Raw genomic sequence first — 22,079 nt, 5'->3', positions numbered from 1 at the left:
GCTGCCGCCCAGAAAGAATGGTGATGATATGAAAAAGTTAAAATGGACGCTCAATGATATTTCTTTCAACCGCAGCAATTACAGACCTGTTATTGCCCGGTTTGACAACTCTAAACACTGGCTGGGTATTCCCTCCATGACAACTACCTCAAGCGCACGGGCAATGTTCCGGGAACTCGCCAACGCATACGGTGCAACCTCCGTTGAATTAAAATACTTTTATGATGATATGGACCAGCAGACCGAAACCGACGTTGTGGACTTCCTCAAACTCTCTGCCGGGTACAAATTCAGAAATGAATTGCATGTGCCAGCCGGAACCCGCCGCAAATTTGTTGAGTATGAAGAAAAAGAAATTTTTGAAATGAGGTGATTGTATATGGGAAAATCTTATAATAGACGCTTTAGAAAGAATGGTCTTTCATTCATGGTGCAGGACACGCACCCGGCAGACCGTAAAAGTGATAATGATAAATACTATCTGACAGTAAATAAGGACGGTATATACAAAATTGTGTATGATAGTATCACATGGGAAATTCCAAAGTTTCCAACCATACACGCAGCGCAGTTCTGGGCGCTGACCAGTTCCGATTTTATCGGCACAATGTAAATGACGCTGTATTTGCCCCGTAAACGTAAAAAAGACCGCAGGTGGTGTATTTCTCCACTTGCGGTCTTTCTGCTTTATTCTGGCTTATTCTGTGCGACGCTGGCGGTATTATTTGAGGTCTGCCAGTGTGTTTCCTTTTTCATCAACAATCTTTGTGACTGCCGCCGCCATTTTCTCTGCTTCCTCTTTCGGAATACAACCAGTGATATTTCCGGCAGCGTCATAAATGTTCACTGTTCCGTCTGCGTTCACCTCTGTTGCTCCCTCCGGCACGTTGTCTGTTGCAACTGCCACTTTCTCTGTGTTAATCACAACCGTTGCTGCCGGAACTGCTGCGACTGCTGCCAGTGGCTCTGCTGTTGCGCTCTCTTTTTCTCCGGCTTTTATTGCATTGTATGCAGTCTGGGCAATGGCTTTCAGCTGTTCTTCCGTGACATTCAGCCCGGCTTCATCAGCAATCTTTTTCAGCTGCTCTACAACTGCTGCCATTTTTTCTTCCCCGGTCTGACCCTTTTTGAACTCTTTTGCCCATTCCACAAACTGTGTTGCCCATTCAGACAGTGACGCCAGCTTGTCCGTCACGGTCTTTGGAATGTTCGGAAATACATATTTTCCAAGCAGGAACGCACCCAGCGTCACGCCAAAATATACAGCTGCATAAATAACATTATCCATTTTCTTTTCCTCCCGTGATTATGCAGGCAATTTCAATGTCTGCCCAGCGTAAATTGTGTTACTTGAAAGACCGTTCATGGTCTTAATTTCATTGTATCTGCTGCCGTCGCCCAGCTGCTTTGCTGCAATAGCCCAAAGGCTGTCACCAGCTTTCACGGTGTATGTACGCACGCCGCTTCCCGGAATTTTGATTTTCTGACCCACGCTAATGACGTTAGGGTTTGCAATGCCGTTGTAGCTTGCTAACTTCTGGTAGGTTGTACCATACTTTGCAGCAATACCAGAAAGCGTGTCACCACTCTGCACGGTGTAAACCTGTTCCCCGGTTGCTCCCTGTGCTGGCTGCGCTGGTGTCGCAGGCTTTGCAGGTGTGCTGCTGGCTGTCGCTTTCTTTGAGAAGTCCGGCACGCCAAATCCTCTGATATAGCGCCCGTTGACTTCCAGCGTTCTTCTACCAACTGCATTGGACTTGTTGCCCTCGATAACAGTGATAGTGTGACCGTTGCAGCTTTCTACAATGCCCACATGGTCTGCGCTTCCTGTGCAGTCACCAACGCCGTTGTCGTCCCAGTCATAATAGATGTAGTCGCCCAGTTCCGGCACCTTTGCGTCATTCTCACACCAGCGCCCCATATTCTGCCACAATTTAATCTGGGCGTCGCAGCCGCACTCCGTAGGAATAATGTCTGTGTAGCCAGCTTCAATGGCAATCTTTGAACCAAAGGTTGCGCACCATGCGTCCGTATACTTCACCGCATACCCTCTGGCAAGTGGTTTGTGCCTGTTGTAGTCGTCAATGATTGCATGGTGTGCCGCCGTGCCCCCTTTTACTCCCACATAGGCTGCTGCTCTCGCAGCAAATTTCTTTCTTACTTCTGATACATTCATATTGCTTGTACCTCCATTCTCTTTATTGCTAACGGCTCTTGCTGCGTACTGGTCAAAATACTTCTGCCCGTATTCTGCACGCTTTGCCTTTACCGTGTCGCTCTGGTCTGCCGGGCGTTCAAACTGTGTCAAAACTGCATTGGAAGCAGCCGCCACGGTCTGCGCCGTCTTTAATACTGACAATGTGGCTTTGTAGCCCTCTGTCAATTCTTTCATAAGGAACCCCAGTTGCATTTCCATGTCACCAATAGACTTCCCGGCTGCTTTTGCATATTCCAGCAAGGCGGCTTTTCTGGTGTGATATGTCCACTGTGCCAGCCCGTAGCCTGCGGCGTCCTTTGCAAAATTCGTATAGCTGCCGTTGTCCACCGCCGCCGTGTAGCTTGCGTCCGTGTGTCCCAGCTTCTTTTCATAGCTGTTCTGCAAATTCTGCGGGTTCAACCCACTTTCCGCAAACAAGTTCCCCATTAGTCCGGCTGTCCCGCAATCGGACAGCCCATTTGATTTTAAAAAGTTCCAAATCTTTTCAGCTGTTGTGTTTCCTGCAAGTCCCATGTCCTGCACCTCTCTTTCTTTACTGCGTCATGCTTGAAAAATCAGACAGCGTGCCGGACAACTCCGGGTATGCTGCCTTGATTTTCAGCAGGTTTTCTGCCTTTGCTTTCCAGCAGTAGAAAGCTACTGCGGCAGCAGTTACCCCGCCAACAAAGGTCAGTAAAACGGATAGCTGGTAAAAATCTTTTGCCACCACAACCCACACACCCACGCCAAACGCTATGTAGTAGGTTGCCAGAATGGAAAAGATAATGATTTTTGTTGCCCCGGTCTTGCGCTCTGGGTGTTCCTGCAATTCCTCTTTTCTTTTCTTTCGCAAGCGTCTGAAATGCGGTAAATTGCATAAAAAAAGCACTGCAAATGCCAGTGCAAAACCGATAATGAAAAATATTAAACTTTTCATGCTGCTTTTCTTGTACCTCCTGTTATGTTTCTTCCGGCTCTGTCTTTATCAAAGCAAAGTCGTTTGTGCGCATACACTCTTTGTAAATTTCCAGAATATATTCATGCGCAACGTCAACCTGTCCATTGGTCAACTTGTGGTCCTTGATGTACTTGTCATACTTTGCAAGTATATCAATGATGTGGTCGAACTCCTCTTTTGTGTGTCGCCTATGATTTATGCAACTGCTCTGAAATTCCAGAATTTCCATGCGCCAGCTGTCAACCTTATGGTCTGTAAAATCCTTTTGCAGCTGGTCCAGTTGCTCTTTCATGTCGTGGTTCATCAAATTTCCCAGCTGTTTGATTAACCAGCGCACGGGCTGCACTTTAATTCCCGGCGTGAGGTCAATAACAATTCCAATCCCCGCAAGCCACACAATAGCTTTCTGTACCACTTCCCAGACGTCCGCTGGGTTAAGCGTCTGCATTGCTTCCACTGTCCGTCACCTCCTTTTTCTCCGGCTGCTGTCTGATATAATCATCAGTGCTGCCGTAATATCCGCAGAATAGACCGCATTTGCTGGTTGGCTTCTTCTCCGGCTCTGGATATGGCTTGCCCATTTCTTGCAAGTACAGTTCGTTTAGGCTCTGGCGCATACCGTAACTGTTGAAGTGCTGCAATATGCCCCGGTATGAAGCAACGGACCTATCCAGTGTATCTTTGTCAATCTCTCCGGCGTGATATGCTGCAAACATATATTTCAATCTACGTTTTAGCTTCTTTGCCGTCTTCTTGCGCAATTTTACGTGTGTTGACCAAATACGGAAGCCCACAAACTCAATACCCATGCTGGTTGGTCTTATGCAGGTTTTCTTGTTAAGCTGTAAATGCAGCTTGTTTCCCAGAAAGTCCGCAATCTTATTCTTTATCTTTTCCAGATACTTTTTGTCTGGGTGTAAAATTATAATGTCGTCCATATAGCGTATGTAATAATGCAGGTGCAGTTTGTGTTTGCAGAACTGGTCAAGTTCGTTCAAATACAAATTCGCAAACATTTGTGAAGTCAGATTGCCAATAGGCAGCCCAACTTCTCCCAGCAATTCATCAAACGCCACGTCGCCAATGTCGGCACCCAGCGGCAGACCAAAGTTTGTGTCTTCGCAGTTTATTATTACTGACAAGACGTGCAACAAATCTTTATCAGCAATCTTCTTCCGCAAAATGTCCATCAATACTTCATGGTCTATTCTGTAAAAATACTTTGCAATATCCAGTTTCAAATAATAGAAACGCTGCGGTTTCCGGTCAGTCTGTTTCAACCAATCATGCAGGCGGTTGACTGCTTTGTGTGTTCCCCTGCCTACTCTGCAAGCGTAGCTGTCAGAAATGAACTGCTTTTCAAAATATGGGTTCAGCTGGCTATATATAGCGTGCTGCGCCACACGGTCTTTGAATGTTAGTGACATAATCATACGCTTTTTCGGCTCATAAACATAAAATATGTTGTAGCGTCCCACGGTGTATGTCTGCCAGATAAATTCATTCTGTAATTCAATCAGATTTTCTTCTAACTTATCCGTGTACGCCATTACATCTGGTCTGTACCGTTTGCACTTTATCCCGGCTTTGTACGCATTGAAAAGATTTTCAAAGTCGTAAATCATAGGGAAAATGTTTTTGATTTTGTGCAATTTCTTTTCCCTCCTGTTGTTAAAATCTGCCGTACAAATCAAATTGCGGTTCTTACGCAACTCAAACGTGATATATACATTCAGCGCCAGTCTTCCCGGCTCTGACTTTCAGCCCTGCGGCTTACTAACTATCTTTACGGCTATTCAATCTTTTTCCTACGGCTCCCGGCTGGCAGCCTTTGGAATGGAAATAAACCCCTTTAACCCAAGCGCACTGGACGTGTCCACTTGTGGGCACGACTGCTGGCAGAAATGGGGTGAAGCGGAACGCAACGACACATTGTTGTTGACGTTAGAACGGGCGTTGTTCAAGTTCAGCGCACCAGCGCCACCGTTGGAAGTGTTGTTGAAACTCGAACCCCGGATAGGCACGGCAAGTCCTCTATTAACGGCTTATTCCCATAATATAAAAAGCAGGTGTTACCCTGTCTTTTACCAGTCTTATTTTGCAGCACTCCCATTCCCGGAAGTGCTGCCGTTCAGTGATTTATAATAGCCGCCCACCATGCAGCCTATTTCATTGATATATCTTGCCATCATTTCATATTTCTTCATTGGCAGACACGGTTTGCCGCTACGTGTGTATTTTGTACTCGCCGCAAGTCTTATCAAATGCCGCAGCACATCAACTTTCGTGTCCAGTTCTCCAAGTGTCGTTTTCTTATAGTGCTTGTTTTCAAGCATTATGACCAATTCCAAAATATCCAGCATGGTTCCGTCTATCTTCTGTGCAAGCCCTCTTTTTGCTCTGGGAAATTCTTCAAGTTGTGGTCCTGCATATTCCAGCATTTCCCACACTTTATTTTTCATTTTGAAGTCTTCCTGTGTGGCGTTATCTCGCACATTGTCCAGCTGCGGCGGTCTTTCTTCTGTTGTGTTTTCCGGCATTTCTTAAACCACCTTTATTGTATTTTTGTAGTATGGGGCTTACTGCCGTAAGCCCCGCAGTTTATCAGTTCCCAGTTTCCAGTTATTCATATAAAGCGGAACGCAACGACACATTGCTGATGACGATAGAACGGGCGCTGCCCAAGTTCAGCGCACCAGCGCCACCGTGGGAAGTGTTGTGGAAACTCGAACCCCGGACAGGCAGTCTTTCGCCGTTATTTCTTGCCCAAAATCTGCCCGGCGTCGTCTGTCCTGCGTCTGGATATAAGCCCGACGCAATCAAAATTTGCGGAATGGTTACGCCGCTTACTGCCTTTGTGTCTTTGAATGGCACGCTTGTGTCGTTGCTGTCTGTTGTCTGTGTTGTGACACTTGTGTTGATACGCAGTGTTGCGTCACTCGCACTGGTTCTGTCAATCTTTAACGTTCCAACTGTTCCCGGTGCTACCAGTGAACCGTCCGGCTTAATTGCTTTCCATTCGGTACTATTTGCGCCCATGTTGCAGTCAGACTTCATGGCGTTTCCGTATGGGATAATCTGAATTTCACCATCTACAATGCGCATACCAGATACCCACTCCCAGCAGTTGCCGCAAAGGTCGGCAATTCCAGCCGGGCTTCCATCATGGTTCCATGTTACCGGACCAGAACCCGTTGCAGTTCTGCCGCCGCCATGTGAACCGTCAACGTATGTATTTACGCCCTTTTCATACGCTTTTTCATAGCTTCTATCCCAGTTTGTATTGCCCCGTGGTGTAAATCCATTCTTCATGCACCAAAGATTGATAGCGGCAAAAACGCCGTTCTGGTTAAGGTGCCAGCCCTCACCCTTTCTGCGGCACACTGCAAGTGCTGTGTCAAAGTCAATGTATGCTTTAGGGTCTTTCATTGGCAGTGAATATGCACGGTCATTGACTACCACGTTAATATACTTTGATACCCAGATAACTTCTTTTTCTACCCCGTCCACAATCCACCACGGCAATGTTTCCTGTGTTCCTCCGGTGATAATGTCGGAATACTTCATTTTTGGAATACCCACCATAATTGACGGCATACCCAAATCATCAAACTTTACTGCATTGTTGCCCCCAAAGGAAGCAACCGCCATTGCTAAATCATCAAAATTAGACATAATTCTTTATACCTCCAATCCCCAAAGAATAAGCGTGCAAAGTGACATATCAAACGGGATAGGCATTGGAACTTCTTTCGGTTCTCCGTTTTCGTCCTCTCCGTCTTCGATAACATCATAGCGTCTGGCAGGAATAACAATCTGCGCAGCGTACTTCTGCGCACGTCCTCCGGTTCCAATCACCACGCCGTCTTCTTCGTCAATGCAAATGTCCAGTGATACTTCAAAATCTCTTTCACGGCTGGCAAGATTGATTGTTAATTCATCATCACCAAACGTGATTTTTTTACTGCCGGACAGTGCATATTCAATATGTGTGCCCGGTGTTTTTTCAACTACATTGATTTTATTAGTAGCCATAATATTTTCTACCTCCATTCTGGTTCTTTACTACCTCATTGCTTCTGGCTGCGATAACTTCCGCAGCTTCCCTCTGGGCTGCTGTTTCTCTGCCCTGCACGCCAAAAGAACGCAAGACAGCTTCTTCATGCTGTCTGCGTTCCTCTGTCTTAATAATTACGCCTGCCATTAGTAAAACCCGCCTTTCACATAGATTTTCACCGTCACGCTGGTTGCGCTGCCAGTGTGTGCGATTTTGAAACCATTTAACAGTTTTTCAGTAATAACAATGTCACCCGGAAAACCGCCCGTGTACTCCACAACTTCCGTTTCCACGGTGTAGTCCATGTGGTTCCTTTCAGTCTTCAGTGCAACTGCCTGTTTGGAATTGTTGAACGGGTACTGCTGCGTATTTTTCAGTGTCACCGTTTTTGTTTCTCCCTGCAAGTCAGCTGTTGCCTGCTGCTGGTGGATTGTTGCCAGTGCCAGAAGCGCCGCTGTTTCCGTCGCATTTGAAATTCCCTCCTCCATGTGATTGAAGTTGGTTGCGTTCTGCGGCGTTCCCTGCTGAATAATTTCACCCTCAACGGGTGTATGCGTTATTGTCCCGTCGTCATTTCTGCTTTCGGTGTATCTGTCTTCAAATTCTGTTACATGGTCCTGCCACAATTTAGGTTCGTACATCTGTTACACCTCCTTTTCTACAAAGTCAAATGTAAAGCGGTATAACACGCCCTCTTGTACGTTGTTCAAGGGAATGTTTACCGCTTTATCTGCCCACAACTTATTATTCTTGTTGTAAAGCTGCACCCGCTGCACCGTAGCGGTTCCGCTTACCTGCGGGGTAATCTGCACATATACAGCCACCCTGCCGTCTTTCAGACGTTCCCTGCGGTGTATCACCTTTTTTTCGGAAACGCCGTTGACCGTTACTTTCGCATAGGCAATGATATTGTCAATGAAATCTTTAAAATCATTGATTGCGTCCGTTGTCAACATGGTCTTCACCTCCTTTTATAGCTTCCGGGTGCTTCCGCACGGCTTGACGCCGTATGAATACCCCATTGCTTGCGTACTGCTGCCCACGGTGCCGCCCTCTGTCCTCTGCACCGTGCTTCTTTCCGGGACGGTCCCGGCTGCTGGGGTTGTGAAGTGGTATGCTTCCGCTGTGTCGCCCATTGTGACCGCTGCCCCGTCCGTCTGCCCTCTGGTGTTCCTCTGCGGGCTTTCTCCGGCTCTTATGCGTCCGGCTGGTGTATTTGTATACCCAAACGCATTTAACGCCGTTTCTGCGTCAATATGCGTTGTCTGATTGGCAAATATCGTGTTTCTGTACGGTTTTGTACCTGCTGCTGGGGCGTTGAATATGAACCCGGCTGCTTCTGTCCCCACGACAAATGTTCCGGCACCGATACCGCCCCTTGTGTTCCTCTGCGGGTGCGTTCCGGCTTTCAGTCTGCCTGTCAGCGGTGTTTTATATCTGAAATATTCACCGTGGGTGTATATTACCCCGTGGACCTGCCCTTGATATGTCAGTTCGTCCATGTGCGCTGACAGCCTTTTATACATCTTTACCGCCCGGATAATAGCTGCATAGTCTGCCGTGATTTTCTGGTTTGTTACATCTAAAATAATGTGAAAGTGTCCGGGTTCTCCCTCATACTGGAACCATTCTTCCACTTCACTTTCTGGAAATAGGCTGCCCAGTGCTGTTTCAATGGCGTACTTTGTCCCCATTTTTTTGTGAACCTTGACGCTGTTTTTCACTAAGTCCCGTTTTGCTTCCAGTGGGTAGTTATAGTCGTACCAGTCAACGTGCAGGTCATACGCCAGAATGTCCACCAGTTCTTCCGGCAGTTCGTCAAACCGGGAATATATCAAAACGCTGTTCATTATCCCGGAAGTGTCCAGAAGTGCTGCTGCCGTGGCGTTTGCCAGTGCAACCATTTTAGGGTCTTTCTTTAATGCTTCCGGCAAACATTCTGAATAGTCGGCATTGTAAATTGTTTTAGACATTCTCAATACCTCCATTCAGAACCGTTGTGTTTCCCAACTTTGCAACCTTTATGTCTTCAACCACCGTGAAAACAGGCTTGCGAACTTCGACACGTTTCACGCCTGCTTCCATTAGTCGTGCCGTAAGGTATGACGGGTTAATGTCCCGCCCCATTTTGCTTGTTTGCCACGTCTTGTAATCTTCTACCGCCTGCCGTGCTGCCGCTTCAATAATCGTTGCGCTGGCTGCGTCTGGCTGCGGAATATAAAAGGTCACATCAATGTCAAACGGCACTGTTTCCGGCACCGATACGGTCACGGTGTCTGTCAATGGTCGGACGTCAGAAGCGTTCAACGCTGTTTCAATCTCTTTCAGTACCGCTTCCGTTGCCTGCGCTCCATTCTGTAAAAGCACCCGGACGTCTACCACGCAAGGTTCCGGGCTTGTCACCGCCACGTCTGCAACTGCTGGGGACACCGACTTTGTGAAGTAAATATAACCATTTACGGGACCTGCTGTGCTGAAACTCTCCATACTCTCCCGCATACGCTCATAATAACTGTCGTCGTCTTCTTCCTCTGCACCGCCGCTGGTTGCTGTGATATTCTCTGCTTTCTGGTAGTAGTCGTATAGGTCCACAATTTCTTTGACCTGCCCTGCTGCCAGATTGTTTCCAACTGTCCCAGCTGTTGTGCAGACGCCCTCAACGTCCCCGTATGTCTGCCCGGCTTTGATTTCAAGAATTTCTTTCGTTTCGAACAATATTGCGCCGTCAAAGGAAATTCTTGTGCCCGCCGGGATAATTACTGATTGTGTCTGCGCCTGCGATATGTAGAAGCGGAACATTGCAGACGCCGGACTTGCTGGCAGCCTTTCCAAATCCTTGAACAGTTCTGCCAGACTGTCCAAGTATTCACCGTCCGCATAGCGTGGCACGTTCTTTTTTGCAGTTTCGTTGATAATGACACGCTGCTGCACAATGATATTTGCCACCCATGAAATAAACAGCCTTTCTGGTGACGCCGGGTAAACTTTGTAATGCTCACGCCCCGGCACCTGCTGCACCATGTTTTCATATAGTGCAATCAGATTGCTTTCTATCGTTTCTGTGTCTGTTTCCACAAACTCAATGTCTGGGTATTTTCTGTCACTCATTGTCTGTTCTCACCTCCTCCAAATAGATTATAGGAACTGTACGCCCTGTTCCTGCGTCGTGGTCAAATGTAATGTCTGAAACCACCGCCCGTGGTTCAAATTGTTCTATCTGGTCATACAGATAGCCAACCAGTATACTTTCAACTACTGGCTGCGGTCTGCCATATAAGCTGCCCGGCAATCCAAAGTCACGGAACATGGGGCATGACCCTTGCACTGTGTCCAGAATAACTGCAATATTCTGTATTACGGCTTGATGTTCATTTGCTGGCGCAAGGTCAATTTCTTTCAGCAATGAGCCGTCACCTCTTATTACGTCCATGCCTTTTCACCTCTTTGGATATTCTTTCAAGGTCACATCTGCCGTGGCAGCCCAGCAGTTACCTTTATTGTCGTAGCGTTTCAATGTGCTGCTGACTCCCGTTATTACCCACTTATATGACCCGTACTTTTTCCCGCCTAAAATCAAGTAGTTTACTTCACCGTTGCTACACATTTTGTTTAGCTTTTTAATTTCATTCAGCGGGTTTGTTCCGTGAAATACACTGAACGCCATTTTGAAACTGATTGTGTCCGGCTCTGGTCCCAGAAATTCCAGCACATCACGTTTTATATGTCTGTCATGCGTTGCGTACTTTGCAGACACTTTCCAGCTGATTTCATCAAACGTGCGCACCGTCTTTTCTGATACCGAAAAAGCCAGCTTTCCAAAGCTGCCTATCTTCGCCATGCGTTACACCTCCCCCACAATGAAGCCGTCACCGTCACCGTCTGGAAGCATAATACAAAGAACCATGTCGTTGACGTCCGGCACCCATGCAGAAACAAAGGCTTCGTGGTAGTGGCTCACTTTCTTTTTCAGTTCGCCGCCGTAGTCATATTGCAATTCTGTTTTTGCTGTCTGCCCCTCTGTTCCGCTTTCCATTGCTGGTATGACGTACACCGGGCGTTTGATAATGTGCAGGTCGCCGGAAGTTATGCCGCCTTTGTCCTTGAACTTCACACGGGCTGTCATTTTTTCCGCACTCACACTTTGCACCGTGCCAATGCGTATGGCGTTTTTAAGTTCTGTCATGTCTGCCATTTAGTAGCCCTCCAATACCTGTTTTAATTCAATTTGCGTTGTATAACCTCCCGTCAGCTTGTGCGTTGCTTTCGTGATTTTATACTTGCGGTCGAACTTCTGAAACCCTTTCAACCGAACCGTTGCGCCCGCCACCAGCTGCACGTCACCAAGCATGGTGAAACTGGCTGTATACTGCTGTGTATTCTTTTCACGCAGCCGCTTTTTCGCCAGTTCGTGCGCTTCACTGGTGCTGTTCACCTTTTCGTTGATTTCAAGCACCTGCCCGGTTCCCTCTGTACTGTCCGGGGTGTATGTACTTTCTATCGTTTCCTTGCTGTCCGGGTCAGTATACGAAACATGGCAGCTGGTGTATGCTGTATCATGCAGGCTGGTTCCCAGCTTGTATGACAAATAATCACCGCTGCCATATTTTATGGTTTTTATAGGTGGCTTGCTGTCGTATTCTTCGGCGTCATAAATAACCACGTTCATTGTGGTTACTTTCAACGCCAGCCCAGCCGCCTTGCATAGCTTCTGCAAAAATACAATGTCTGACTGCTGCACCTGTTCTTTTCGCTTATATTTCGGGTTTGACCCAGCAAGGTACATCAGTTTTAAACGGCTTTCTTTCGCTATCTGCTCCGCAATCACTTTCAGTGTCGTGTTTTCCCATGCTTTTGACTTTCTCGCAACCCTCATGGTTGAGGTGTACGGAATTGACGTGCCTTTTAATGTGATTTTGGTTGGCGGTCCGCTGGCGTCTACGCTGTCCAGTTCAAAGGTTCCGCAATTCAAATGCACATCTTTTCCGTTGTCATGCCAGTTTTTCTGCACAATAGTTGCCGTTATCAATTTAGGGTCTGACACCTTTTTTGTGGTTTCTTTTGTTTCTGAAACCGTCTGAGTTGCTGTCCCGCCTGTCGTGATTTTAAATACCTGCCCCGGATATATCAAATTGGGGTTCTTGATATTGTTTTCACTGGCAATCTGCGGGTATTTCGTGCCGCTTCCCAGATACTTTTTGGCAATAGCCCAAAGGGTATCACCTTTTTTAACTACATAATTGACGACGCTTGCAGCTTCCACCTGCTTTTGTACCGTCGTTGAAGTCTTAACAAATGTCGGTTTTACTTCCAGCCAGCTTCCCAGCCACTTACTTTCTCTATCATCAAACGCAAGCTGCAAATCGTCTGCGTTGTCTTCTTCTTCATCAGTGAAAGTAAGGCTGCTTAAATATTTGTTGATGTCTGCCGGGACAGAAACATTTTCAAATTTCAGTTTCAATTCCACCCGGCGTGCCAAGTTCTTTGCACTCATTCTATGTCAGCAGCCCCCTTTTCCACGGTGGCAGTTCCAAGTCTTCTTCGTCTTCCACCTCCGGGATTGTTAAAACAACCCCGGCTGGGAAAACGTAGGTGCTGGCATATTTGACATTGGCTTTCATCAGCTTATCTGTATGCAGAACGCTTCCCATTTCGTTGTATGCGATTTTGTCCCACATATCCCCAGATATTGTGGTGTAGCTTTTAGTCATATTTCTGCCGCCTTTCTTTGTCTTCTTTTTCGTCCAGCAATTCTTCAACGTCACGCAGCAGCCGTTTGTTGTTTTCTTCCAGCTTTGCGTCTAAGTCTTCCGGCTTATCTCCGTTTACCACGATTGTTGGATTATTGTTGATAGTTACATTCTTTGCACCGCCGCCGTTGTTGCCTGCTCCTGCTGTCACCTCCGGCGCTGTATTGTAATTATTTACCGTCTGCGCTGTTGTGGTCGGTGCTGTTGTTGGCGCTACCGCTGCCGCTGTTGTGGCTGCCGTATTCTGTGCCGCCATGATACTTCTTGTCTGGCTGGCAGTAAACACCGTGCGCCCCGGTGCGTTTGTGATTAACTCTGGTCCAGCTTCGCCCGCTATGAATGTATCTGGGGTATTGCTTGAACCTTTCGCCAGCATAGGTATTTCAGATATGTTTATACCTTTTCCACCTACGCCCGGCACCCAGTCTGGCACTTTTACTTTGTTCAATCCACGAATAACCGTGTTGACCGCAGATATAATGCCGTTAATTGCACCCGTACACACTGACTTGATAGCCTGCCAAATTCCAGAAAAAATGGACTTTATGCCCTCCCAAGCCTGCCGCCAGTTCCCGGAAAAGACGCCAGTTATAAAAGTGATAATTCCATTCAGCACGGTTACAATTCCAGAAATCACGCCGGAAATTGCTTGAACTCCGCTTTGAACGATAGCTTGAATTGTCGGCATTACAAATTGTACCGCCGCTAAAATTCCTTGAATTATCGGACTGACAATATTCCAGATAGTTGATAAAGCGGTTTGAATGGCTGGAAGCAGTGTTTGCAGTACGTTTTGTACGACTGGTAAAATTGCTTGTATTGCGTCTGAAATTGCCGGAAGAACCGTGCTGCAAATAAAGCTGAACAGTTCTGAAATAATCGGTAAAACGTAAGTTGAAATAAACGTGATTATTTCGCTTATAATTGGCATAAGCCCAGCAATAAAGCTGCCTATCACCGGGATAATTGCCCCGATAAAATCCGCAACGCTTTGTATAATTTGCATGATTGTTGGGGCTGCCGCTTGAATAAAGCTAACAATCCCCGGTATCACTTGTGTTGTGATTACCTGCAATACCTGTTCTGCTACTGGCACAACATTTGCCGTTATGAAGCCCACAACCTCTGAAACTGCGTTCTTTACTGTTCCCAGCACATTTACAAACGTGTCAAAGACTGCTGCCCCTTTATCTCCGAACAGTTCTTGTATTTTGTCACGGGCTGCGCCTATGTTCTCACCAGAAAACACATTTTTTATTGTGTTTCCTACGTTTGTTATAACCGCAACGATTTTGTCAAATACCGCCAGTGCTTCATCACCAAAAGTGCGCTGAATGAAACTGCGTATTTCTTCAAGGTGTGTTTGTACCAGCTTAATGACCGTGATAATTGTTGTGATAACGCCCACAACTGGCAATATCTTTCCTGCGATACCTCCCAGCGGTCCTAGTGCTGTTTTGGCAAGGTTTCCGAGCGGTCCCAGAACTGTTTTGACTGCGTTTCCGAGCGGTGCAATCAGTGTTGTTGCCTTACTGAAAGCCCCGGTAATTCCTCTTGTTATCAGACCGCCTATTTTCCCAAGCGGGCTGTTTGCAATCGCAGTTCCTACGGTTCCAAGTATCGGACCCAGTTTGCCGCCAACCAGTGAAAACGGTTTGAGTAAAAGCCCCAGCAGCTTTGTTCCTGCGCCTGTCAGTGCCCCGCCTGCCTTTGTAGCAAGTCCCATGAAGCCATTGACAACGGACGCTTTCACATTGCCCATGAAGCCCGTAACTGCTCCAATTACTCTGTTTCCGCTGAAAATACTACCTATTGCAGAACCTACGCCGCCCAAAGCACCTTTTACGTTGCCAAAGTAAGAAAGTACACCGCTTCCGGCTGCTTTCAGCTTTGCTGCAAAACCTGCGCTTGTTGCTGCGTTCTCAATAAATCCGGCACGCAAGCCAACCAGCTTCTTTGCCAGTGACAATATGCCGTCTTCCGCTGATAAAGTAACCAGCTTTGTTGTCAACATTCCCACTTTCAGTGCTGCCAGTCCTGCTGCTACCTTTAAGACCGTTTGCACTAACTTTGGGTTTGCTGCTGCAAATTCTGAAACTTTCGTGACCACGGTTGCCACTTTGTCTGCCATGTTTCCTACAATCGGCAGTAGGTTTTGACCAAGAACAATGCTCAAATTCGCAATACTGTTCTTTGCCTTTTCCATTTTGGCTTCTGTGGTGTCTTCCATTTTGGCAAATGCGCTGTCTGTTGCTCCAACGCTATTCACCATATCTTGTACGCTTGCATTGAAGCCGTCAACGCCGTTTGATAACAGCGACATTGCCGCTTTTCCTGCTTCCGAACTGCTGAACATATCGGACAGGGCAAGACCAGACTTGCTGGCTTCGTCTTGTATTCCTCCCAGAATTTCCCCAAGTGATTTTCCACTTTTCATCAATTCTGAAAAGCTACCGCCCATTTTCTCACGCAATAGCTTGTCCGTTGTACTTCCAGACTTCGACAACTCATTCAACATACTGTTCATGTACGTTGTCGTTTCTGCGGCTGCAATACCTTTGCTGGTCATTATCGCATAGCCAGCGCACAACTGTTCCAATGAAACATTGCTTGCGTTTGCAGTTGGGATAATTTTACCCATGCTGCTTGCCAGTTCGCCTACGGTTACTTTACCTTTGTTCTGCGTCTGTACCAGCATATCTGATACAGTACCTACCTTGTCCGCACTCATGCCGTATGCGTTCAATACGGTTGTCAATACGTCCAGCGTTTGCGAACTTTCGGCAAATCCGGCTTTCGCTAACTTCGTACTGTTTGTAACAAAGTTTACTGCGTCTGCCGTTTTCTGCCCGGCAGATATTGCGTTGTATACATCATCAGCAACGGCGCTGGCTGCAATTCCTGTCTGGTTTGACAGCTGCATAATCTGTTGTGACAATGTGCCCAGTGGTACTTCCTGCGTATCCGCAATGGTTCCAACCTTTGCTATTGCCGTTTCATATTTCTGCGCCGCCTGCACCGGTCCCGCATATACCGCCGTTGCTATTGCACCGATAGCGCCAATCGTTCCCAGCAGTTGCCCTTTTGTTTTAGAAATGCTCTGCTGTACCTGCTGTTGCTTTTCATTTATCTTCTGCAACGTCTGCTGTGAACTCTGCAACTTTTCATACGATTTTTGCAACCTGCCGTTGGCTTCTTCCAGATTGTCTGTATTTACCCCGGCTTCCCGCAGTTCTTCTGCGTAACTGTTTAATTGTCTTTCCTGTTCCTGTATTTTGGCAGTGGTCTGTTGTATCTGGCTTTCATTTCTTTCGAGCTTCTTCCGCAGTGCGTCTGTGGGTTCGCCCGTCTGCTGTAACTCCTGCTGCAACCTGTCATGTTCAGCATTAAGCAACGCCAGCCGTTCTTTGTTCTTGTCAATAGCGGCAGACTGCTTTGTGTAGCCGTCAATCTTCGATTGCAAGGAATTTACGTTTTTCATGCTGTCCCGCAACTGGTTATTGGTGTTTATCGCACTTTTGAACGCCCCATTGAAGTTGGGACCCAGCGCCGCTTTCAGCTTGAAAAGCAGTTCAAATTCCTTTTGTGACCCTGCCAAGCTGTTTCACCTCCCTACGCTTTATTCTGCTGCCGTTCTTCCGCTTCTTCTTTTTCCACTTCATTGATTGTTTCAATCCATGCAAAAAGCCTGCGTATGGGCATTTTTAACCAGAATGGGACGGGCGTATGTGAAGCCCTTGACATTTTATATATCTGCTTTCTTATGAACTTTGCGGGTTCTTTAATCTTTAATAGCCCGCAGCAATTAAAAAATCCCTTGCTTTGTTCTTAATTTTCATATAGTCTGGCACTGGAAGCCGTCTGATTTCGTCAGAAGCAACCCCCGCAGCCTTTGCCGCAAGAATACACTGGAACGCAGAAGAAATTTCCGGGGAAAGAACATATTTGTTCATGTCCGCAAGTTCCTGTTCCACTGCTTCTATATCCTCACCAGTCAGATTGTCAAAATAAAAGGTTAATGCGGTGTACTTCTTGCCCTCAATCTCTCTGGGCGCTTTGAAAGTGTGGGTGTAGTTCAGACTGGTGTTTTCTTTCTCTGTCTTCTTTTCCTCAAAACTCACCACGCCGCTTGCCTGTGCTTCCTGCATTTCTTTTGCCTGCTCTGCCGCCTGCTCCATGTTTTCAGTGTTTTTTGTTGTATCTGCCATTTTGTTTTCCTCCATATCTGATTTATTGCAGGAAAAAACCAGCGGTTCCCCGCTGGCTCCTGCTTTTCTGTCTTTACTTTCCTAACGCTTTTCTAACGTCCTTTAAGTAGTCTTTGCCATTGATAATACAAATGAAGTTCAACGGGTCAATCTCCGTTACCTTTGAACCGTCCATATACATTGCGTAGTATGAAACGGCATATTCTCCGCTTACATCAGCAGTGGACGCAGCAGCAACCTTGCCCAGTGCTGTTTTCTTCGGTTTCACTTTCATAATATGCTTTACCCCGGTGACTTCATTTGCACTGGTACGCAGGTTCATTCTCTGCTGTGCCACACGCAAATCAATTCTATGCACACGGGGTTCCATTAACTTGACCGCTGCTGCCGTTACGGTTCGGAAATTGAAAGTTGTTGTCATGGCATTTAAGTGACCAATAATGATTTCTTCAATATTGCCCGCAATGCCTGCGCCGCTTAATTCTTCCGTCATGTACTCTAAATCCGGCAGGGTCACTTCTGTTGTTCCCAGATACTCCGTGGCGTCTTCGTAAATCGCATAGTTAATTACTAATTCATCAACTTTAGACATTTTGTTTCACCTCCCCTTTATGCCGCCACCAGTGCTTCAAGATATGAAAGGTCATATTCAAGCACAAAGTCCATTTTCTGTAATGGTGACGGCGGTGTCATGTAGATATGAAAACGGACAATTCCTGCTGCCAGCTGGCTTGCGCTGTTCTCGCTTGCGTTCAGTTCGACACGCCCGCCAATGATTTTTTCATCAGTCGCAAGGCTTGACAGCCAATCGTTGATGGACTGCACGATTGCGTCCAGAAGACGTCTTTTAATACCTCTGTCAAGGTAGTTCCAGTATGTCAAAATAAGGGTCTTTCCAACCCATTTGAACATACGGTTGATACAGTAGAAATAATTTGTCATGTCAGTATCGGCAGGGTAGCACGCTGTATAATTCCCCCAACTTACAAAACCGTTGTAGAAATTAAGTGCTGTAACCACGCCGTTTTCATTCAGATAGTTTGCCTGCTGTACGTCCAGAATAACTTCTGAACCGTCCGCAACAACCATTCTATCTGCCTGTATGCCCTTGTTTGAAGCACTTTCGCACGGTGTACCGTCGCCGTATGCTGTCGCATTGTCTACGGCAGAAATGCTGGCTGCAAGCTGTGTGGAAAGATTAAAAACCCTATCGCCCAGCGCAACTTTAGGAAAGCAAAGAATTTCCGTTTTCTTTGTGAAATTCTTTTTCTTTTTCCACTCCGGCACCTCTGTATAGTAGATTGCGCCTGTTTCCTCTGTGCAGTCTACGTCCAGAATTGCTTCTGCTTCAAACAGACCGTTGATGTTCTCTGCCTTTGCAGACATGACGGCTGCAACCTCCGGGTCATGTGACCAATTCGGACACAAAATAAGGTCTGGAACTTTCGTGAAGCGTGGGAACACGCTGTTAATCAGTTCAAGCCCTGTGGTCTTGTGTGTGCTTACGCTGTAACCGCCGATAATGTCACTCTTTGTAACCTGTGTAGGGTCCACGGCGTCATATTTTACGTTTGCTTTTCCTGTTGTTTCTTTCAGAAACTCCACAATGCAGGCTGTGTCACCGTAGAACACTTCGTAGTCTTCCCCAGCTGTCTTTCCAGTCACTTCCACGCTTCCTGCGATTGCTTCCAGTGGTAATTCAATCTGGTTATCTGCCACGTCCATTTCCTTTTCTGCTACTGTCTTCTTATGCTTTTTAGGGTCAAGCACATTTACAAAGAATACCTGCGCACTGTTAAAAAGCGTAAACGCTGTGTAGATTTCTTCGCAAAGGCTGTATTTTTTCCAGTCGTCGGAATATCCCAACGCCTGCACCGCTTCTGCGTAGCTGGAAGCCATGATAACTTCATTTACTTTTCCGTTGGTCGCCTGCACGGGTGCTGTACCGACTACAAAATGTACGCCAGTGTCTACGGAAACGGGCGTGATTGCTCCGCTGTCGGTCTTTCCGGCATTTACTCCATGTGATACGTCACTCATTGCTTATACCTCCTGTTCTCGTTCTGCGTATGCAAGGGCGGCAGCTTTTAAGTCGGAATACCACTTGTTGTATACGTTCCCGGCTGTCTTCACCTTGTCTTTCTTCTCCGCAAGTTCCGTTGTCGGAACAAGCATTTTCTTTACAAGTGGGAACTTTTCAAGAATAAAAGACAATTCCTTGTCAATTTCTTCTTCTGTTCCCTCAAAAATTCTGTTGCACTGCAACATTGCTTTTGGCAGGTTCGGTCCAATGTAAATCAGCTTTACCGTTTCCGGCTGCTCATTTGCCGTTTCTGCGGCTTTTTCCGCTTCACTGGTATTTTCTACCGCCTGCACCTTTTCAGCGTCCTTTTCGGCTGCTGTGGCGTTTGCTGTGGTCGCTTTTGCCATGTCTTCTACCTCCTGTTTATAAATTTTGCAGAACTGCTGCCACGTCACGTTGTACGACTGGCAGGCTCCAATTTGTCACCATTTCCCCCATGTAATACGGCGGCGTGGTGTCTTGATACACGATATATTCCAGTGGCATTTCCAGCACAAATTGACCGCCGCCAACTGCTCCGGCTTTCTTCAATTCGCTTCGCACTCTCAACATGAGGTTGAGAAGTGCAAGTGGTCCGTCCTGTCCGTTTTCGGAATACACCGCAAATATAATTCTTACTTTGCAGCTGTCTTCTTCTGGCTCTCCCGCTGCCTTGTCGTCCGTCCCTGTTAGGAACTTAACCAGAATGTATGGCACTTTCTGTTGTGCGTCGTCCGCTTCCGGCAGTCCCATTTTGTAGACCGCCGCCGGGCGCTCTTTCACTTCATTTCTGCCCGTTCTGGTTCTCACTGGTAAAATAATGTCAGCCGTTTTTTCTTCTATGAACCGCTGCAAATTTTCCAGCAAAAAAACTGGTGTCATGCTTTTTATCCTCCATATCCATTCAAAATTCTGTTCATTTCATGGACAATACGTTCATTCACCAGTTCTTGTACCTCGTCTTGCAGTCCGTCTATAACTTCCGGGCTTCCTACCATTTGCGCAGCTGAAAGACCCATAAGCTGTTCTGTCGGTACACGCTTTCTGGTTACTCTCTCATATACGCCCATGCCGTTTTTCATGTTCGCAACAAAGGCGTCTTCAAACGGTGTTGCGCTGCCGCCTTTCTTAACTGCCGCCCGCACCTGTTTTCCTGTTCCAGATTTCGTGGGCGTCACCTTGAATTGATATAACGGCAGTTTTGTTCCTGCAAACGAAACAAAGCCCGCAAGGTTTCCCGTGCTGGCTTTGTTTATCTGCATTGTTGTTCTCGCTGTCAGTGCGCCATTGTTTACCGTGTATACCTGCTTTGTTCTTTTCAAAGCCTGTGTCTTCACTCTGGAAATACCACGGTTCATTGCGTTAGCAAAGACCCGTTCCGCACCCTTTGGGACGTCTGCCAGCAGGGTTCCAACTCTTTCTATTGCGTCAGATGTTATTTCAATCATTCTTCCAACATCTCCAATTCCAGAATTATTTCCCCGTCTTCACAATCTGCCTTTGCGATACGGTACATATTTACCGCCCCGGCTTCGTCAATTTCTATCTGCCGCCCCTGCTTTGGTACGCAACCAAAGTCATACAGCGACATATAGACAAGACATGACGCACGGTGCAACCCCTCTGCATTGTCCCCGCTTCCTCTCTGCCGTTCGTCGGCTGCCGTGTGGTCAATGATAATGGGTATATAGTGTTGTTTTTCTTGATACCATACGTCTGTCATGGTTGCCATTTCGCCGCAGTTATGAAACACTTTCATGTCACTGACAAGCTGTGCTTTGAAGTCCATTAAATAGGCGTTGCAACAAACCAGCTGTCAACGTCATGCGGTACGCATAACGGTGCGGAAGACAGATTGAGAAATCTTCTTGCAGGCTTGCGCTTTGTCCATGTGTCCGGCACATATTTTCCCTCAACGGTCATAAAGTTGCCGTCCGGCTCCTTAATCAGTGTAATTGCGCCGTAGTACATGGAATAGTCACTGCTTGTGCTTAACAGTGCCAGACTGTCCGCAGGTACAAGCGGCTTGTCCTCTGGTGCTGCCGGGTTTGTCCAGTCGTCCAAATACCATTCGTTGTACTTGTAAATATCAAGCCCTAATTCGTGAATGGTTCCCAGATACGTTGTACCGTTCGGAAGCTGTCGTGGCTGGATAACTGCTAAATTGTAGTTCTTTACGTCAAGAACTTTCTGCACCTTTGCATTGCCCACAAACGCATTTGCAACGCCTGTTCCCATAACGCAAATATCGCAGTTCACAAAACCTGTCTTCTGGACGGTTTCATGCCAGCGTTTTAAATCTGCGATAGGGTCGGAAGTGTCGGCAGTCCATTTCTTCTTTGCTTCTGAAATGGTTTCTTTGTTGGTGAAAAAGAAGTCAATTTCTTCATTCACGCCGTCACCGATAATGGGAATTTTACCAGTGAAGATTGTCTGGGCGCACATCAATTCTTCACGGCGCACAATCTGTTCTCTTAATTCCACAAAATCGTCTGCCATTTTCAATACGGCACGTTCCGCAGGTGTTCTGCCGGAATAAATACTTTCACCCGGTCTTCTCTGTAAAAGGTCGTCAACCGTTGTGACCTTTTCCGGGGCTACTAAAGGCGGCGTATAGGTCTTTGTTTCATAGCCAGTGTTCGGCACTACCTTTCCACCAATTAAGCGGCTTACAAACGGCGCAACCTTTCTGCTGCCCTTTCTGAAATCTACATCAACATTTTTTGTTGTGAAAGTTTCCTCATGTTTGAAAAACGTACTTCTGAAAAAGGTACGCACGGGCGGTAATTTCTGAACCACTCTGCCCATTGTCCGTGGCTCATAAATAGATACTTCATTTGCCATGATTTC

At 46.8% G+C, this 22,079-nt stretch carries 30 protein-coding genes; 2 read left to right on the top strand and 28 right to left on the bottom strand.

Annotated elements, in window-relative coordinates:
- Positions 1-28 precede the first annotated feature (28 nt).
- Entirely contained in the window at positions 29-373 is a 345-nt protein-coding gene (locus PG862_RS06565; protein ID WP_270706904.1) for a hypothetical protein, read from the top strand.
- A 6-nt stretch (positions 374-379) separates the two neighbouring features.
- Positions 380-613 (top strand): hypothetical protein, encoded by a 234-nt coding sequence (locus PG862_RS06560; protein WP_118638176.1) that lies wholly within the window; start codon positions 380-382, stop codon positions 611-613.
- 108 nt (positions 614-721) lie between these two features.
- On the opposite strand, the gene PG862_RS06555 is transcribed toward PG862_RS06560, so the two are convergent.
- The 28 genes from PG862_RS06555 to PG862_RS06420 all read right to left on the bottom strand — a co-directional run bounded on the left by PG862_RS06555 (position 722) and on the right by PG862_RS06420 (position 22,073).
- Positions 722-1,288, bottom strand: a complete 567-nt coding sequence (locus PG862_RS06555; protein WP_118638178.1) for a phage holin, LLH family — start codon at positions 1,286-1,288, stop codon at positions 722-724.
- 18 nt (positions 1,289-1,306) lie between these two features.
- The gene (locus PG862_RS06550) at positions 1,307-2,731 is read right to left on the bottom strand and encodes a phage tail tip lysozyme (RefSeq protein ID WP_270706903.1); all 1,425 of its coding nucleotides are present in this window, start codon (positions 2,729-2,731) and stop codon (positions 1,307-1,309) included.
- A gap of 19 nt (positions 2,732-2,750) precedes the next feature.
- On the bottom strand, positions 2,751-3,134 hold the full coding sequence (locus PG862_RS06545; protein ID WP_118638180.1) for a hypothetical protein: 384 nt from the start codon (positions 3,132-3,134) through the stop codon (positions 2,751-2,753).
- A gap of 22 nt (positions 3,135-3,156) precedes the next feature.
- Positions 3,157-3,612 (bottom strand): hypothetical protein, encoded by a 456-nt coding sequence (locus PG862_RS06540; protein ID WP_173860704.1) that lies wholly within the window; start codon positions 3,610-3,612, stop codon positions 3,157-3,159.
- The gene (locus PG862_RS06535; RefSeq protein ID WP_270706901.1) at positions 3,590-4,807 is read right to left on the bottom strand and encodes a reverse transcriptase/maturase family protein; all 1,218 of its coding nucleotides are present in this window, start codon (positions 4,805-4,807) and stop codon (positions 3,590-3,592) included. Before PG862_RS06535 ends, PG862_RS06540 begins: the two co-directional genes overlap by 23 nt.
- 441 nt (positions 4,808-5,248) lie before the next feature.
- Positions 5,249-5,695, bottom strand: coding sequence for a four helix bundle protein (locus tag PG862_RS06530; RefSeq protein ID WP_081338262.1), 447 nt, complete (start codon positions 5,693-5,695; stop codon positions 5,249-5,251).
- 82 nt (positions 5,696-5,777) lie between these two features.
- Positions 5,778-6,830: a hypothetical protein gene (locus PG862_RS06525; protein ID WP_270706900.1), complete on the bottom strand. Its 1,053-nt coding sequence runs from the start codon at positions 6,828-6,830 to the stop codon at positions 5,778-5,780.
- Positions 6,831-6,836: 6 nt separating this feature from the next.
- Entirely contained in the window at positions 6,837-7,190 is a 354-nt protein-coding gene (locus tag PG862_RS06520; RefSeq protein WP_117469253.1) for a hypothetical protein, read from the bottom strand.
- Positions 7,180-7,359 (bottom strand): hypothetical protein, encoded by a 180-nt coding sequence (locus PG862_RS06515; RefSeq protein ID WP_270706898.1) that lies wholly within the window; start codon positions 7,357-7,359, stop codon positions 7,180-7,182. The genes PG862_RS06520 and PG862_RS06515 overlap by 11 nt, the downstream gene beginning before the upstream one ends.
- Positions 7,359-7,853 carry a hypothetical protein gene (locus tag PG862_RS06510; protein ID WP_118638190.1) on the bottom strand — a complete coding sequence of 165 codons (495 nt, stop codon included), beginning with the start codon at positions 7,851-7,853 and terminating at the stop codon, positions 7,359-7,361. The genes PG862_RS06515 and PG862_RS06510 overlap by 1 nt, the downstream gene beginning before the upstream one ends.
- A gap of 3 nt (positions 7,854-7,856) precedes the next feature.
- Complete coding sequence (locus PG862_RS06505) at positions 7,857-8,168, bottom strand: hypothetical protein (RefSeq protein ID WP_118638191.1); 312 nt, start codon at positions 8,166-8,168, stop codon at positions 7,857-7,859.
- A 15-nt stretch (positions 8,169-8,183) separates the two neighbouring features.
- Complete coding sequence (locus tag PG862_RS06500) at positions 8,184-9,185, bottom strand: phage tail protein I (protein ID WP_173860699.1); 1,002 nt, start codon at positions 9,183-9,185, stop codon at positions 8,184-8,186.
- On the bottom strand, positions 9,178-10,320 hold the full coding sequence (locus tag PG862_RS06495) for a baseplate assembly protein (RefSeq protein ID WP_118638193.1): 1,143 nt from the start codon (positions 10,318-10,320) through the stop codon (positions 9,178-9,180). Before PG862_RS06495 ends, PG862_RS06500 begins: the two co-directional genes overlap by 8 nt.
- Positions 10,313-10,642 carry a GPW/gp25 family protein gene (locus PG862_RS06490; protein WP_118638194.1) on the bottom strand — a complete coding sequence of 110 codons (330 nt, stop codon included), beginning with the start codon at positions 10,640-10,642 and terminating at the stop codon, positions 10,313-10,315. The genes PG862_RS06495 and PG862_RS06490 overlap by 8 nt, the downstream gene beginning before the upstream one ends.
- A gap of 6 nt (positions 10,643-10,648) precedes the next feature.
- On the bottom strand, positions 10,649-11,050 hold the full coding sequence (locus PG862_RS06485; RefSeq protein ID WP_118638195.1) for a phage tail protein: 402 nt from the start codon (positions 11,048-11,050) through the stop codon (positions 10,649-10,651).
- A 3-nt stretch (positions 11,051-11,053) separates the two neighbouring features.
- Entirely contained in the window at positions 11,054-11,404 is a 351-nt protein-coding gene (locus PG862_RS06480; RefSeq protein WP_118638196.1) for a hypothetical protein, read from the bottom strand.
- Positions 11,405-12,703: a LysM peptidoglycan-binding domain-containing protein gene (locus PG862_RS14425; protein ID WP_118638197.1), complete on the bottom strand. Its 1,299-nt coding sequence runs from the start codon at positions 12,701-12,703 to the stop codon at positions 11,405-11,407.
- Between the two features lies 1 nt (position 12,704).
- Complete coding sequence (locus tag PG862_RS06470; protein WP_118638198.1) at positions 12,705-12,920, bottom strand: tail protein X; 216 nt, start codon at positions 12,918-12,920, stop codon at positions 12,705-12,707.
- Positions 12,913-16,557, bottom strand: coding sequence for a phage tail tape measure protein (locus PG862_RS06465; RefSeq protein WP_270706895.1), 3,645 nt, complete (start codon positions 16,555-16,557; stop codon positions 12,913-12,915). The genes PG862_RS06470 and PG862_RS06465 overlap by 8 nt, the downstream gene beginning before the upstream one ends.
- A 14-nt stretch (positions 16,558-16,571) precedes the next feature.
- Complete coding sequence (locus tag PG862_RS06460) at positions 16,572-16,703, bottom strand: hypothetical protein (RefSeq protein ID WP_270706893.1); 132 nt, start codon at positions 16,701-16,703, stop codon at positions 16,572-16,574.
- Between the two features lie 44 nt (positions 16,704-16,747).
- Entirely contained in the window at positions 16,748-17,167 is a 420-nt protein-coding gene (locus tag PG862_RS06455) for a phage tail assembly protein (RefSeq protein WP_243105370.1), read from the bottom strand.
- Positions 17,168-17,240: 73 nt separating this feature from the next.
- On the bottom strand, positions 17,241-17,759 hold the full coding sequence (locus PG862_RS06450; protein WP_118638200.1) for a phage major tail tube protein: 519 nt from the start codon (positions 17,757-17,759) through the stop codon (positions 17,241-17,243).
- A 17-nt stretch (positions 17,760-17,776) separates the two neighbouring features.
- Positions 17,777-19,207: a phage tail sheath family protein gene (locus tag PG862_RS06445; protein WP_270706890.1), complete on the bottom strand. Its 1,431-nt coding sequence runs from the start codon at positions 19,205-19,207 to the stop codon at positions 17,777-17,779.
- 3 nt (positions 19,208-19,210) lie between these two features.
- Entirely contained in the window at positions 19,211-19,597 is a 387-nt protein-coding gene (locus PG862_RS06440; protein WP_118638202.1) for a hypothetical protein, read from the bottom strand.
- Positions 19,598-19,613: 16 nt separating this feature from the next.
- Positions 19,614-20,111, bottom strand: a complete 498-nt coding sequence (locus PG862_RS06435; protein ID WP_118638203.1) for a hypothetical protein — start codon at positions 20,109-20,111, stop codon at positions 19,614-19,616.
- A gap of 5 nt (positions 20,112-20,116) precedes the next feature.
- Positions 20,117-20,677: a phage tail protein gene (locus tag PG862_RS06430; RefSeq protein WP_118638204.1), complete on the bottom strand. Its 561-nt coding sequence runs from the start codon at positions 20,675-20,677 to the stop codon at positions 20,117-20,119.
- Positions 20,674-20,988 (bottom strand): hypothetical protein, encoded by a 315-nt coding sequence (locus PG862_RS06425; protein ID WP_243105371.1) that lies wholly within the window; start codon positions 20,986-20,988, stop codon positions 20,674-20,676. Before PG862_RS06425 ends, PG862_RS06430 begins: the two co-directional genes overlap by 4 nt.
- A gap of 29 nt (positions 20,989-21,017) precedes the next feature.
- Positions 21,018-22,073: a major capsid protein gene (locus PG862_RS06420; RefSeq protein ID WP_173860694.1), complete on the bottom strand. Its 1,056-nt coding sequence runs from the start codon at positions 22,071-22,073 to the stop codon at positions 21,018-21,020.
- Between the last annotated feature and the right edge of the window lie 6 nt (positions 22,074-22,079).

It is taken from the genome of Clostridium fessum, from assembly GCF_027698965.1.
Lineage (GTDB): Bacteria > Bacillota > Clostridia > Lachnospirales > Lachnospiraceae > Otoolea > Otoolea fessa.
Note: the sequence above shows the minus strand (reverse complement) of the source record. Positions and strands in the feature narration are given on the sequence as shown.